Origin of the sequence: Pseudomonas sp. NPDC089406, from assembly GCF_044900265.1 — a bacterium.
GTDB classification, from domain to species: Bacteria; Pseudomonadota; Gammaproteobacteria; order Pseudomonadales; family Pseudomonadaceae; genus Aquipseudomonas; species Aquipseudomonas fakonensis.
In genome coordinates this window covers 1-12,664 of sequence record NZ_JBJDNC010000032.1, presented here as the reverse complement: position 1 = coordinate 12,664, position 12,664 = coordinate 1, and the positions used below count along the sequence as shown (strand labels likewise).

Below are 12,664 nucleotides of genomic sequence, written 5' to 3'. Positions count from 1 at the left end.
AAAAAGCGGGTATGCGCCTTTTCGTTTGCGCGGGGTGTGCGCTGTGGCCTGGGGCGGGGTGCGAGCTAGGCAAGAGTCAACCGCTGGGCCTGTTGCGGGAAGGCCGGGCGGGGGCGGTTGAGCCTGTTTGCACATGCGCGATGTGGCGAAAGGCACGGACGCTGTCTTTGCGCGAAGCTGGCCACCGGGTAGGGCGACGGGCGAAAAGGAAGCGCGATTTTACGGGCTGTGGCGGTTTTGCCAAGGGGGAGCGAGGTGCGACCAGAGGCCGCAGGGTTGGGTGAGGGTTTGGTCAGGTGATGTCTGATTTGATTTTTATTTTAATTAATGTTTATAAGTAATTGATAAATATAGGTTGTGTGTATCTCTAAAGATCTATCGCGGGGCAAGCCCGCTCCCACAAGCCATCTTTTGATTTTTAGGTTTATGTATGTGATTTAAATTATTGATATTAAAGAAAATAGAATAGGGCGGTCCAAGATAGGCTCGGTTCTGCATACCCACCGCCCCAAGCCCTGCGCATAATGCCTTGCCGCCATTGCCAAGGAAGCCTCACCCCATGCTGGCCTCGCTGTTCGCCGTCCTGGCCCCTGTATTCATCGTCGCCGCCATCGGCTTTGCCTGGGCCCGCCGGGGCCTTGCCTACCCAACCGAGTTCATCGCCCAGGTGGTGATGACCGTTGGCACCCCGGCGCTGGTGCTGTCGACCCTCAACCGCACCCAGCTCGACCCCAGTGCCTTCAGCAGCATGGCCCTGGCCTGTTGCCTGTGCCTGCTGGGCATGGCCGTAGCGGGTTACCTGGTGTGCAGAATCTGCGGCCAGCACTGGCGGGTGCTGCTGCCGGCGTTCATGTTCCCCAACACCGGCAACATGGGCCTGCCCATCAGCCTGTATGCCTTCGGCGAGCATGGCCTGGCCCTGGCGGTGGCGTTCTTTCTGACCTTGTCGATCTTCCAGTTCACCGTGGGTATTGCCATTGCCGGCGGTGCTGCTTCGCCAAAGGCCTTGTTGCGCAACCCCATCGTCATCAGCCTGGCCGGGGCCATGCCGCTGATCTTTCTGGATGTCGAGCTGCCGCGCTGGCTGGCCAATACGGCCGACTTGCTGGGTGGCATGACCATCCCGCTGATGTTGCTGACCCTGGGCGTGTCGCTGGCCAGCATTCGCCCACGGCATATCGGCAGCGGCCTGTTGCTGGGCGGGCTGCGCATCGTGCTGGGGGCGGTGGTGGGTTGGGGCGTGGGGGCGTTGCTGGGGCTGGAGAGCCTGGAGCGGGCGGTGCTGGTGGTGCAATCGGCGATGCCGGTGGCGGTGTTCAACTACCTGCTGGCGGTGCGCGCCAACCGGGAGCCGGAGCATGTGGCCAACCTGGTGATGTGCTCGACGTTGTTGTCGTTTGCCTGGTTACCGGCGGTGTTGGCGTGGTGGCTGTGAGGGCCCTATCGCCGGCGAGCCGGCTCCTACATGAGGAGCCTGGTTGCCGACGATAGGGCCGTTGATCAGCTGGCAGGCTTTTCGGCCTGGCGCTGCGCACCGGCCTTGTCTTGCACCAGCGCCTCTTGTTTTTGCGCCTGTTCGCGCTGCTGCGCCCACTGGTCGCTGCGCTCCTTCAGGCGCTCGGCGCCGCCTTCGGCAAATACCGAGGTCACGGTGCTGGCGGCAAGCAGGGCAAGGGCAATGGAAAGGGTTTTCATGCGGGGTACTCCATCATCTGTCAACTTGAAAAACGGCCACTGGCCAGTTGCGGCGCATGATGGAGCCCGCGGATTTTCCCAGCATTAAGGCTGCGTTCAGCCTTCGTGCGCCCAACCCTGGTCGGTCTGCACCATGCCCTGGGTCACCTCGACCGGCTGCGCGGCACTGGCGGCGGCCTGGGCGAGGCCTTTGATATCGGCTTTCAGTGCCGGGTCGTCAGCCCAGGCCGGCAGTTCGCCGACGCTGTAGCGGAAGGTCACTTGTGTGCGTTTGCTGCCATCGCGTTCCACAGGGGGCGTGAAGCGTTCGATCGCCGTCACCTGGGCTTTGCCGAAGCACAGCCCGCCCTTGCCATCTTGCCCATCGGCCTTGTACAGGGCGCGGCCTTTTTCGGTCAGCTCATAGCGGTAGTAGATGTCGGTGCGCGCGGGTTGCCAAAGGCGTTCGGGCACTTCGGTGCGGCTGACTTCCTGCTCGCTGACCACACCGACCCTGGCCAGGGCGCGCAACGCCTGGTTGGTGCCGTCGACATCGAAATCGCGGGTACGGGTGGGGAAGGTGGTGGCCACGAAACAGCGCGGGTACTGGGTGTCGAGCCAGGCCTGGGCGGCCTGCTGCAGGCTGGCTTCGGTGGCTTTCTGGCCGTCGGAGCAGCCGAGCAGGCTGGCCAGCAGGGCCAGGGGAATGAGCTTCCTGTCCATCGTAAGGCTTCCTTGAATTGCCATGGTGCGGATGAAAACGCCAGCCTTGGCCGGCGGGGGCGGATTAAAACCCGTGGGCCAGAGCGGCTGCAATCGTGGCAAGTGGACATGCCGGCGGGCTTTGTGACGGGGGTCGCAAGCGTTTGCGCCCAGAGCGCAGCTGATTTTTATAAGCTGGCGTAATTCCTATGGGAGCGGGTTTAGTCGCGAAGCAGGCGACGCAGTGGATGGCACCGGCTTTGCCGGTGTTCGCGGCTAAAGCCGCTCCTACAGGGATCGTATAGCCTTCGAGGAGCCGGCTTGCCGGCGATGAGGCCGGCACAGCCAGCTCAAGACAGTTGCCCCTGTAACGTGGGCGCCATGTCGGCAGGTGCGGCAACCGGCAAATCGCCAGTGTTCGACCATACTGCTCAGATTCGCCTCGGCGCCGCCGGGGCCCCTGGGGAGAACGGCGATGGCCAAGAGTGCGGGCAACAAGCACAAGCACGAAGATGGGCACAGGCTCGAGCGCAAGGCTTACGAAAGCGAGCTGAAAAAACTGCATGTGGAACTGGTGAAGCTGCAGCAGTGGGTGGTGGAGCAGGGCCTGAAGGTGTGCATCGTGTTCGAGGGCCGCGACGGCGCCGGCAAGGGCGGCACCATCAAGGCCATCACCGAGCGGGTCAGCCCGCGGGTGTTCCGGGTGGTGGCGCTGCCGGCGCCCACCGAGCGGGAAAAGACCCAGATGTACGCCCAGCGCTACCTCACCCACCTGCCGGCGGCCGGCGAAGTGGTGATCTTTGACCGCAGCTGGTACAACCGCGCCGGCGTCGAGCGGGTAATGGGCTTTTGCAGCGACGAACAGGCGCACAAGTTCCTGACCGTGGTGCCGATGTTCGAGCGGATGATGATCGAGTCGGGGATCATTCTCATCAAGTACTGGCTCGAAGTCAGCGCCGAGGAGCAGACCCGCCGCCTGCAGGACCGCATCCGCGACGGGCGCAAACTGTGGAAGCTATCGCCCATGGACCTCAAGTCGTACAACCGCTGGGACGACTACACCCGCGCCCGGGACGACATGTTCGCCGCCTCCGATTCGTCCTGGGCGCCCTGGTACATGGCCCGCTCGGAAGACAAGCGCAAGGCGCGGCTGAACATCATCAGCCACCTGCTGCAGCAGATTCCGTACAAGGACCTGAGCCACAAGCACAAGATCGAGCTGCCCAAGCGCGGCAAGATCGGCAAGTACAAGGCCCAGCCGTACCCGTTCAAGATGGTCGCCGAGCGCTTCTGAGCCGGGAGGGCGCCATGCACCACCGCGCCACGGGCAAGGCACCGGCAGCCGCCTGGCTGCGCTGGCTGCCGGGCCTGCAGATGTTGCGCCACTACTCGCCAGGCTGGCTGCCCAAGGACTTGCTGGCCGGCCTGGTGCTGACCGCCATGCTGGTGCCGGTGGGCATTGCCTATGCCCAGGCTGCCGGGGTACCTGGTATCTACGGGCTGTACGCGACCATTGTGCCGCTGCTGGCCTACGCGCTGTTCGGCCCCAGCCGTATCCTGGTGCTGGGGCCGGACTCGGCGTTGGTGCCGATCATCCTGGCGGTAGTGGTACCGCTCTCGGCGGGCGACCCGCTCAAGGCCATCACCCTGGCCAGCGCGATGGCCCTGGTGTCGGGGCTGATCTGCATCGCCGTGGGGCTGTTGCGCCTGGGGTTCATCACCGAGTTGTTGTCCAAGCCGATCCGCTACGGCTACATGAACGGCATCGCCCTGACCGTATTGATCAGCCAGGCGCCCAAGCTGTTCGGCATCTCCAACCCTGGCAACGGGCCGCTGCGTGATGTGTTGCAGCTGGGGCGCTCGTTGCTCGACGGCAAGGCCAACTGGCATGCCTTCGGCCTGGGGCTTGGCGCGTTGCTGATCATCCTGCTGCTCAAGCGTTTTGAGCGGGTGCCGGGGCTGTTGATCGCGGTGGTGGCGGCAACGCTGGTTTCGGCGCTACTGGGGCTTGAGGCCAACCATGGGGTCAAGGTGGTGGGTTCGTTGCCGGAGGGGCTGCCGGGGTTCGCCCTGCCTCTGATCGACTTCAATGAGCTGACTACGGTGCTGATCGGTGGCGCCGCAGTGGCCTTGGTGTCGTTTGCCGACACCAGCGTGCTGTCGCGCACCTATGCCGCCAAAACCCGCACGCCGGTGGATGCCAACCAGGAGATGATCGGCCTGGGCCTGGCCAACCTGTCCACCGGGTTGTTCCAGGGCATCCCCATCAGCAGCAGCTCGTCGCGCACGCCGGTGGCCGAGGCGGCTGGCGCCCGTTCACAACTGACCGGAGTGTTTGGTGCCATCGGCGTTGCGCTGTTGTTGTTGCTGGCGCCGAACCTCTTGCGCCACCTGCCGGAAAGCGCGCTGGCCGCGGTGGTGATTGCCGCGGCCATCGGCTTGTTCGAGTTCAAGGACCTGCGGCGCATCTACCGTATCCAGCGCTGGGAGTTCTGGCTGTCGATCAGCTGCTTTGTAGGTGTGGCGGTATTCGGCGCGGTGCCGGGCATCGGCCTTGCCGTGCTGATTGCGGTGATCGAGTTCCTGTGGGATGGGTGGCGGCCGCACTACGCGGTGCTGGGGCGGGTGGACGGGGTGCGTGGCTACCACGATGTGGGGCGCTACCCCGATGCCCGGCGCGTTCCGGGGCTTGTGTTGTTCCGTTGGGATGCGCCGCTGTTCTTCGCCAATGCCGAGCTGTTCCAGCGCTGCGTACTCGATGCCGTGGCCCGGTCGCCCACGCCGGTACGCCGGGTGGTGGTGGCGGCGGAGCCGGTTACCAGTGTCGATGTGACCTCGGCGGACATGCTGGTGGAGCTGGAGCAGGCCTTGCGTGCAGCGGGTATCGAGTTGCGTTTTGCCGAGGTGAAGGACCCGGTGAAGGACAAGTTGCGAAGGCTGGAGGTGTTGGCTGCGATCGGCAGTGAGGTGTTCCAGCCGACGGTGGGGGCAGCGGTGGACAATTACCTGCAGGAGCATGGGGTGCAGTGGGTGCCTTGAGTGGGGATGTAAAGACTCACAGAGCGGCACGACTGTAGGAGCGGCCTTGTGTCGCGAGAGGGCTGCGCAGCGGCCCCGGCGATCTTGCATGATGTCGAGATCCTGGGGCTGCTGCGCAGCCCTTTCGCGACACAAGGCCGCTCCTACAGAGGCCGCGTTTGATCAGCGACTTGAGGCCTTGCGCTCAGACCACTTCCACCAACACCCCATCACGGCCCAGGTGGTAGCGCTGCAGGTCGCGCGCCAGGGTCAGGTTGCCGTGGTACTCGGCCAGCGCCTCGTCGCGTATCTCTGCGATGCTGTTACCGCGCCCGGGCACGGCCTGGTAGCGCGCGCTGAAGTGGGTGAGCACCAGGTTACGCACCTGCGCCGCCTCGGCAAACTGCGCCACGGCTGCTGCGGTGCTATGGCCGAAGTTGCTCTGGCTGCGCGCGATCACAGGTTGGGTGAAGGTGGCCTCGTGCACCAGCACGTCCACGCCCTGGGCCACTGTAGCCAGCAGCTCGGGGCGGTCGTTGTCGCCACAGACGATGATGCGCTGCGGCGCACGGGTGGGTTGCAGGTAGGCCTGCGGGTCGAGCGGGCGGCCATCGTGTTCCACTGCCTCACCGCGGGCCAGCTGGCCCCACAGCGGCCCGGCGGGGATGCCGTCGGCCTTCAGGCGTGCGGTATCCAGCCGGGGTTCGGGGTCGCGCTCGCTGAACACATAGGCCCAGGACGGCACGCGGTGTGAAAGCTCCACGGTCGATACGCTGACATTGCCGCTGGCCATGGTGCTGAAGCTTTCCAGTGCCTCTATCTGCAACTCGAACGGCAGGTAGGTTTCGCTCACCGCCAGGCTTTGCCGTACCCAGGCCTGCAAGGCGGCGGGCATGACCAGCGTCAGTGGCTCGCTGCGCCCGGACATGCCGGCGCTGGCCAGCAGCCCCGGCAGGCCGAAGCAGTGGTCGCCGTGAACGTGGGTGATGAAGATGGCGCGCAGATCGCGCACCGATAGCGGGCTGTGCAACAGCTGGTGCTGGGTGCCTTCGCCGCAATCGACCAAGTACCAGCCGTGGCCGGCGGATTCGATGACGGCGGTGGCGCTGACGTTGCGGGCCTTGGTGGGCACACCGGACGAGGTGCCCAGAAACTGCAGGTCCATGCCTGACTCCTTGACGTGAAGACTGTCCTGCCTCGCAGGGCGAGGCGCGCGGAGGCTAGCATGCCGGGGGCGATGGGAACAGGTTCGCGTGCAGGTGGCGGCGTGTGTTGCCTGATCCGGCCTCATCGCCGGCTTGCCGGCGATGAGGCCAGTACAGGCAGTACAAGCAATCAAGCCCCGCCGTGGTCGTCCCCCACATCATGGCCAGCGCCATCGTCGGCACCGTGGCCGACGCCGTGGGCTTCGCCTGCGGCGTGGTTGGCTTCGTGATTCGCCTCGTGGTTGGCTTCATGGTTGGCTTCGTGGTTGCCACCATCATCGGCGCCCCCACGGCCGGAATTGCCGTGGCCGCCACCTTCACCACCATGGCCGCTGCCACTACCTCCGTGACCGCCGCCATTGCCGCCACCGTGACCACCGCCGCCACCTCCACCGCCGTGGCCGCCACCACCGCCGCCACCGCCACCATCCTTGGCCATGGCGCTGGAAAAACCACCAAGGCTGGTGGGCACGAAGGTGAACGAAACCGATAGGACGCCGCCAATCGCCAGCGCCAATAAACAATGCTTCAGCTGCATGATGATCTCCGCTCAGCGTTGCCTGGTTGTGCCTGTAGGGAAGGCCATTACCGGCGGACCTCAGTGTGGTCCTGTGAGCACGATCCTTCGACGCCAGTCGGCCCGCGGTGCGGCGAATGCCGCTTCGCCAGTTGAGCGTAGTGATGTAACAGGTTGTTACAACTACCGGTTATCAGGTTTGCCGGGGGGAGGAGGGGTGGCTGTACCGGCCCTATCGCCGGCAAGCCGGCTCCTACAGGGTTACGCGATAGCCAGCATTGGCGCGATCCACTGTAGGAGCCGGCTTGCCGACGATGAGGCCGGAACAGGCCCGGCAGCATCAGAAGGTGTACGACACCCCAGCCTGCACGGTGCGCGGTGCCCCAGGGTAGGCATAAGTGTTGAACGCGCCTTCGTCATACTCTTTGTTGAACACGTTCTTCACATCCAGGTTCAGGCGCACGTGTTCGTTGAGTTTGTAGAAGCTCAGCAGGTCGACCACGGTGTACTGGTCCATGTTGTAGGTGACCGCTTCGGTCTGGCCGTTGCGATCATCCACGTATTTCACCCCGAAACCCAGGCCCAGGCCTTTGGCGAAGCCGTCCTGGAACTCGTAGGTGTTGAGCAGGCTGAAACTGTTGCGCGGAATGTTGGCCAGGCGCGTGCCGGTCGGCAGGCGGTTGTCCTTGGTCACCTCGGCGTCGACGTAGGCATAGCCGCCGATCATCCGCCACTCGGGGGTGATGTTGCCGGCAATGTTGATGTCCAGGCCACGGCTGCGAACCTGGCCGGCGGCAATGCTGAAGGTCGGATCGTTCGGGTCGCGGGTCAGCACATTTTCCTTGACGATGTGGTAAATCGCCGCGTCCACGCTGAGCTGGCGATCCAGCGCTTCCCACTTCACGCCCAGTTCGTAGGACTTGCCTTTTTCCGGCTCGAAACCGCCGCCGGCGGCCGGGGTGCCGCTGTTGGGTTTGAACGAGCGCGCGGTATTGGCGTACACCGCAACGGTGTCGGTCAGGTCGTAGATCAGGCCGAAACGCGGCGTGGCAGCGTTCTGGCCTTTGCTGAAGTCACGGTCGGTTGGCAGCTTGTCGTCGTACTCATGCTCGAAGCGCTCCAGGCGCACACCAGCCAGCGCTTTCAGGCGCTCGGTCAGGGCGACCTGGTCCTGGATGAAGAACGCCCAGGTTTGCAGATTTTCCTTGTCCCAGGTGGTGGTGCGCGTCAGCGCAGGGCGAGCCTGGCCCAGTACCGGATCGTAGATGTCGATCGGGTAGGTACCATCGACGCCGGAGGAGCGGCGGATGATCGAGTTGTAATCGTAGTTCTCGTACTCGACGCCCGTCAGCAGCGTATGGGCAAAGCCTGCGGTGTCGAAGTGGCCAGTGAGGTTCAACTGCCAGTCGCGGTCAGTCCACTCAAGCTTGCGATAGTTGAAGTTGCGTTCCAGGGTCCGGCCATCGGCCGGTGCCTTGTTGGCCTCCACCGCATTGCCCTTGAGCGAGCCGTCGAGGAACTGGAACCCGCCGCCCAGCGTCCAGTTGTCGTTGAGCAGATGCTCGAAGCGTATCTGCGCCATGTTGTTGTCGTTGTGCAGCAGGTTGTCGCTGCCTTTTTCCCAGATGTAGGTGTCGCGCGAAGCACTGCCTTTCTGCGTCGCATAGCGCGTCAGGCCGCGGTCCAGCGGGTGGTTGTTACGCATGAAGTCGCCTTCGAAGACGATCTTGGTGGCGTCATTGACCTGCCAGCTGATCACCGGTGCTACGTCGTAGCGTTCGCTGTCGACGTCATCGCGGAAGCTCTCGCCGCCTTCGCCCAGTACGTTCAGGCGATAGGCCAGGCTGCCGTCCTGGTTCAGCGGGCCGGTGGCGTCGAGGGTGGCGCGGTGCATGCCCTGGTCGTCGAACTGGCTGCCCAGGGTGACCTTCTGCTCGGGCAGCGGCTGCTTGCTGACCACGTTGAAGGTGCCGCCGGGGTCGCCACGGCCATACAGCGCGCTGGCCGGGCCGCGCAGCACTTCAAGGCGCTCGACGGTGTTGGCGTCCGGGGCGTTGGGGTAGCCGCGGTTGATCGGGAAACCGTTGCGGTAGAACTCGCCGGTGGTGAAGCCGCGCACGGTGAAGGTGGTCAGCCCCTGGCCGCCGAAGTTGTTGGCCCGGCCGACGCCGCCGGCGTAGTCCAGGGCATCCTGCAGGCGGGTGGAGGCGGTGTCTTCCAGGACATCCTTGGGTACTACGCTGACCGACTGCGGGGTTTCGTGCAGGGCGGTGTCGGTGCGCGTGGCGCTGGCCGAACGGGTGGCGCGGTAGCCGTCCACCGGGCCGTCGGCGCGTTCATAGTCGCTGGCGTCAGCGTTGATGTTCACCGCTTCGAGCTGGATGCCGGCGGAGGTATCCACGGCAGGGGCTTGCGCAGCCCAGGTCAGCAGGGGGGCGGCGTGGAGCAGGCACAGCGAAACAATCCTGTAACGCATCGGTTCAGGTCCTGGAAGAAGAGGGCATGGGGGGTGTAAACGCGGCGCGATATTATCTGGTAACAATTCCCATTACCAGATGTTTTGGCATACCGAATGCCAATTGTGACGAGCGTGCCAACTGGGGCGACGGCGCTGTGTAGAAGCGTCACGCAACTGTCATGTGGCTGTCTCTAAGATGGCGTTATTTCCACCGGGACTCGCCGAGGCGCGCCACCGCATGCTCCCCACCCATTCGCAGCACCACGAGGCCGACCTGCACGGCCTGCTTTACGGCTATGCCTTCCGCCCGGGCCAGCCCGGCCGCGAGATTGACTCCAGCCAGGCCATGGCGCATTTGCAGGCGCCGCCGGGCGATGAGTTCTTGTGGTTGCACCTGAACCTGGCCCACGCCGCCTGCGAGCGTTGGATGAAAAGCCACCTGGACCTGCCGGAGACCTTCTTCGAGACCCTGCGCGAGGGGTCGCGCTCCACTCGCATCGAACATACCGACAATGCCTTGCTGGCGGTGGTCAACGACATGGTGTTCAGCTTTGGCCTGGTGTCATCCGATGTGTCCACCCTGTGGGCCTGTGCGCGCAGCCGCCTGCTGGTGAGCGCGCGCCTGCAGCCGTTGCATTCGGTGGACGAGTTGCGCTCGTCGGTCAAGCGCGGCGAGCGTTTTGGCTCCACGGTGGAGCTGCTGGTGCACCTGGTGCGCGACCAGGGCGACCTGCTGACCCAGGTGGTGCGCGAGTCCACCCTCAAGGTGGACCGCATCGAGGACCAGCTGCTGTCGCTGCGCCTGTCCGACAACCGCGCCGAACTGAGCAGCCTGCGCCGGGTGCTGGTGCGCCTGCAGCGGCTGTTGGCGCTGGAGCCCGGCTCGCTGTTGCGGCTGCTGAACCGCCCGCCGGCGTGGCTGAGCGAGCAGGATACTCACCAGCTGCGCGCCTCCACCGAAGAAATCGCGGTGATCATCAACGACCTCACCAGCCTGGTGGAGCGGATCAAGCTGTTGCAGGAAGAGATCGCCGCCAAGCTCACCGAGGAGAACAACCGCACCTTGTTCACCCTGACCGTGGTGACCGTGCTGGCCTTGCCGATCAACATCATCGCCGGTTTTTTCGGCATGAACGTGGGGGGCGTGCCGCTGTCCGACGACCCCCACGGGTTCTGGGTGCTGGTGGCGCTGGTGGTGACCTTTACCGTGATTGCAGGGCGCTGGGCGTTTCGCAAGCGTGGCGATTACTGATGCGCCCAGGCGCGGCCTGCAAGGCCGGGCGGCCGTAGCACAGCAGCGCGCTCGACCAGCAGCTCAACCACACCACGATACCCGCCCAGAAGGTGTGCGACATGTAGTGCCAGCCCTGCAGCACGCGGGTGGTGCCGTAGAGCATGCCGACGCCGAGGATGGCCAGCAGCAGGGCGCGGGCATGCGCCCAGCGGTGGCGCAGGGCGACGAAGTACAGCGCCAGCAAGGTGAAGCCGCTGGAAGCATGGCCACCGGGCCAACAGCGGCCGTCGCCGGCTTTGCTCAGCAGGCTGAACTGCTCGAACCATTCCAGGTGCGGTTGGCTGCCGCCGTACAGGGTGGTTTCCACCGGGCAGTAAACGCCGGTGTGGCTTTTCAGGTAGTGGATTACCGTGGTGCTCAGGGCGAAGGCCAGTACCACGTACCACAGGTCGCGCTGGTGGCGGTTGCTCAGGCGCAGCAGCGGGGCCAGCCGGGCAGCTTCGAGCAGGGCTGTGGCTCCGGCCGAACGCGCGACCAGCAGCCACAGCAACGAGAGCAGGGCGCCGATCAGGGCCAGTTCACCGGTCCAGTCGGGCAGTATGCGTGGCCATTTGTGGGTGAGCTTTTCGAACAGGGCGTCGTGCTGGAACAGGAAGTGGCCTGTAGCCGGGTCGTACAGCAGGTTGCTGAACCAGCGGTCCAGGGTGGTGAGGTCGAACAGCAGCCATACCAGAACTGCCAACAGCAGTGGCAGGCCGAGGTTGCTCAGGTAGAAGCGTTGGCGGGCGGACAAGGCCATGTTCAAGCCTCCTTGGCATGGCTGAGCTGGCGCCACTGGCTGGCGTTCAGGCGGCCGAGGATATGCGCCTTGCCGTCGCTGCCTTCGCCCAGCAGCAGTGCGCTGGCGTAGCCGATCGAGCGTTCGTTGCCGGCCACGCCGAACTGGCGTTCGAGGTGGTCGATGCAGCCGCTGTGGGTGACCAGCACGAGGTTGTGCCCGGCGCGCTTGTGCGCCAGGGCGGTGCTGGCGAAGGTGGCGTCGCAGCGGGCCAGCCAGTCCTGGCTGGGGATGGCCTTGCCGAACATGAAGCTTGCGGTCTGGCGGGTGCGGACTTCGGGGCTGGCGAGGATATCGCTGCCTTGCAGGCCCAACTGCACCAGGCCCTGGCCTACGCCGATGGCGGCCAGGCTGCCGTCCACGGTGATGCCGGTGGGGTCGCCCAGGCAGGTGGCATGGGAGCGGTCGCAGCGTTCGGCGTGGCGTACCAGGACGATCACCGAGCCTTTGGCCCAGTCGGCGTAGGCGCCGCTGCGGGTCATCTGGCGTGGGCTGCCGAGGTCGGTGATTTGCGGGCGGGCGCTGTACCACAGGGTGGTGGTGGCCGTGGCCAGCAGCATTGCGGCCAGGGCGATGAAAAGGGTTTTTGGCCGGGGCAGGCGGCGGGTTGGGTAGGGGGTGGTTGTCAGGGTGCCTTGCAGCATGCTTTCACTCCGTGGGGGTGTTTCGCGAGTGGCGGCACTTTAAGGTGGGGGATGTCGGGGAAAGGTTGGTTAAATGTCAAAATTATGCGGTGTGGGTTAATTTTGCGGTCGGCTGGTGATGGTGTCTGCTCGTGTGGTGTGAACTCTTTAAGTTCTATTGGTTGGTATTGAAATTTGTATGCGCATTCATTTGCTGTGGTGACGCTTATTCACCTTTCCGCCCTTACGGCGGGTAACTTTTTGAAGCATCAAAAAGTCACCAAAAAATGCCCGCTCCATTCATCCGGCCCCTGCGCTGCGCTCCGGGGTTCCCTCACTCCGGGCTTGCTCCGGGGGTACGCGCCGACGGGCCGTCCCTGGCCCGATCGGCGCTC

At 64.6% G+C, this 12,664-nt stretch carries 11 protein-coding genes; 5 read left to right on the top strand and 6 right to left on the bottom strand.

Annotated features, from left to right (window positions below; genetic code table 11):
- Positions 1-559 precede the first annotated feature (559 nt).
- A complete protein-coding gene (locus ACI2KK_RS20980) occupies positions 560-1,435 on the top strand; it encodes an AEC family transporter (RefSeq protein WP_404670415.1) in 876 nt (291 codons plus the stop codon).
- Positions 1,436-1,500: 65 nt separating this feature from the next.
- On the opposite strand, the gene ACI2KK_RS20975 is transcribed toward ACI2KK_RS20980, so the two are convergent.
- The gene (locus ACI2KK_RS20975) at positions 1,501-1,695 is read right to left on the bottom strand and encodes a hypothetical protein (protein WP_404670414.1); all 195 of its coding nucleotides are present in this window, start codon (positions 1,693-1,695) and stop codon (positions 1,501-1,503) included.
- A 96-nt stretch (positions 1,696-1,791) separates the two neighbouring features.
- Complete coding sequence (locus ACI2KK_RS20970) at positions 1,792-2,397, bottom strand: hypothetical protein (protein WP_404670413.1); 606 nt, start codon at positions 2,395-2,397, stop codon at positions 1,792-1,794.
- A 454-nt stretch (positions 2,398-2,851) separates the two neighbouring features.
- Between ACI2KK_RS20970 and ppk2 the strand changes: the two genes are divergently transcribed.
- Positions 2,852-3,670, top strand: a complete 819-nt coding sequence (gene ppk2 / locus ACI2KK_RS20965; protein WP_404670412.1) for a polyphosphate kinase 2 — start codon at positions 2,852-2,854, stop codon at positions 3,668-3,670.
- Positions 3,671-3,684: 14 nt separating this feature from the next.
- Entirely contained in the window at positions 3,685-5,415 is a 1,731-nt protein-coding gene (locus ACI2KK_RS20960; RefSeq protein WP_404670411.1) for a SulP family inorganic anion transporter, read from the top strand.
- Positions 5,416-5,599: 184 nt separating this feature from the next.
- On the opposite strand, the gene ACI2KK_RS20955 is transcribed toward ACI2KK_RS20960, so the two are convergent.
- A complete protein-coding gene (locus ACI2KK_RS20955) occupies positions 5,600-6,559 on the bottom strand; it encodes a ribonuclease Z (protein WP_404670410.1) in 960 nt (319 codons plus the stop codon).
- A 182-nt stretch (positions 6,560-6,741) separates the two neighbouring features.
- Here ACI2KK_RS20955 and ACI2KK_RS20950 point away from each other — a divergent pair, with 182 nt between their 5' ends.
- A complete protein-coding gene (locus ACI2KK_RS20950; protein WP_404670409.1) occupies positions 6,742-7,092 on the top strand; it encodes a hypothetical protein in 351 nt (116 codons plus the stop codon).
- Between the two features lie 364 nt (positions 7,093-7,456).
- Here the strand turns inward: ACI2KK_RS20950 and ACI2KK_RS20945 are convergent, their stop codons facing one another.
- Positions 7,457-9,592: a TonB-dependent siderophore receptor gene (locus ACI2KK_RS20945; RefSeq protein ID WP_404670408.1), complete on the bottom strand. Its 2,136-nt coding sequence runs from the start codon at positions 9,590-9,592 to the stop codon at positions 7,457-7,459.
- 220 nt (positions 9,593-9,812) lie between these two features.
- Here ACI2KK_RS20945 and ACI2KK_RS20940 point away from each other — a divergent pair, with 220 nt between their 5' ends.
- Complete coding sequence (locus tag ACI2KK_RS20940) at positions 9,813-10,826, top strand: transporter (protein WP_404670407.1); 1,014 nt, start codon at positions 9,813-9,815, stop codon at positions 10,824-10,826.
- Here ACI2KK_RS20940 and ACI2KK_RS20935 read toward each other — a convergent pair.
- Positions 10,777-11,607 (bottom strand): phosphatase PAP2 family protein, encoded by an 831-nt coding sequence (locus tag ACI2KK_RS20935; protein ID WP_404670406.1) that lies wholly within the window; start codon positions 11,605-11,607, stop codon positions 10,777-10,779. The two genes, ACI2KK_RS20940 and ACI2KK_RS20935, sit on opposite strands and share 50 nt — an antisense overlap.
- A 2-nt stretch (positions 11,608-11,609) precedes the next feature.
- Positions 11,610-12,290, bottom strand: a complete 681-nt coding sequence (locus tag ACI2KK_RS20930; protein WP_404670405.1) for a histidine phosphatase family protein — start codon at positions 12,288-12,290, stop codon at positions 11,610-11,612.
- Positions 12,291-12,664 lie beyond the last annotated feature (374 nt).

Excerpts from the sequence above, each read along its gene's own strand:
- ACI2KK_RS20980 (WP_404670415.1), top strand. The coding sequence starts at position 560 with ATGCTGGCCTCGCTGTTCGCCGTCCTGGCCCCTGTATTCATCGTCGCC.
- ACI2KK_RS20945 (WP_404670408.1), bottom strand. The coding sequence starts at position 9,592 with ATGCGTTACAGGATTGTTTCGCTGTGCCTGCTCCACGCCGCCCCCCTG.
- ppk2 (WP_404670412.1), top strand. The coding sequence starts at position 2,852 with ATGGCCAAGAGTGCGGGCAACAAGCACAAGCACGAAGATGGGCACAGG.
- ACI2KK_RS20940 (WP_404670407.1), top strand. The coding sequence starts at position 9,813 with ATGCTCCCCACCCATTCGCAGCACCACGAGGCCGACCTGCACGGCCTG.
- ACI2KK_RS20960 (WP_404670411.1), top strand. The coding sequence starts at position 3,685 with ATGCACCACCGCGCCACGGGCAAGGCACCGGCAGCCGCCTGGCTGCGC.
- ACI2KK_RS20970 (WP_404670413.1), bottom strand. The coding sequence starts at position 2,397 with ATGGACAGGAAGCTCATTCCCCTGGCCCTGCTGGCCAGCCTGCTCGGC.
- ACI2KK_RS20955 (WP_404670410.1), bottom strand. The coding sequence starts at position 6,559 with ATGGACCTGCAGTTTCTGGGCACCTCGTCCGGTGTGCCCACCAAGGCC.
- ACI2KK_RS20935 (WP_404670406.1), bottom strand. The coding sequence starts at position 11,607 with ATGGCCTTGTCCGCCCGCCAACGCTTCTACCTGAGCAACCTCGGCCTG.
- ACI2KK_RS20975 (WP_404670414.1), bottom strand. The coding sequence starts at position 1,695 with ATGAAAACCCTTTCCATTGCCCTTGCCCTGCTTGCCGCCAGCACCGTG.
- ACI2KK_RS20930 (WP_404670405.1), bottom strand. The coding sequence starts at position 12,290 with ATGCTGCAAGGCACCCTGACAACCACCCCCTACCCAACCCGCCGCCTG.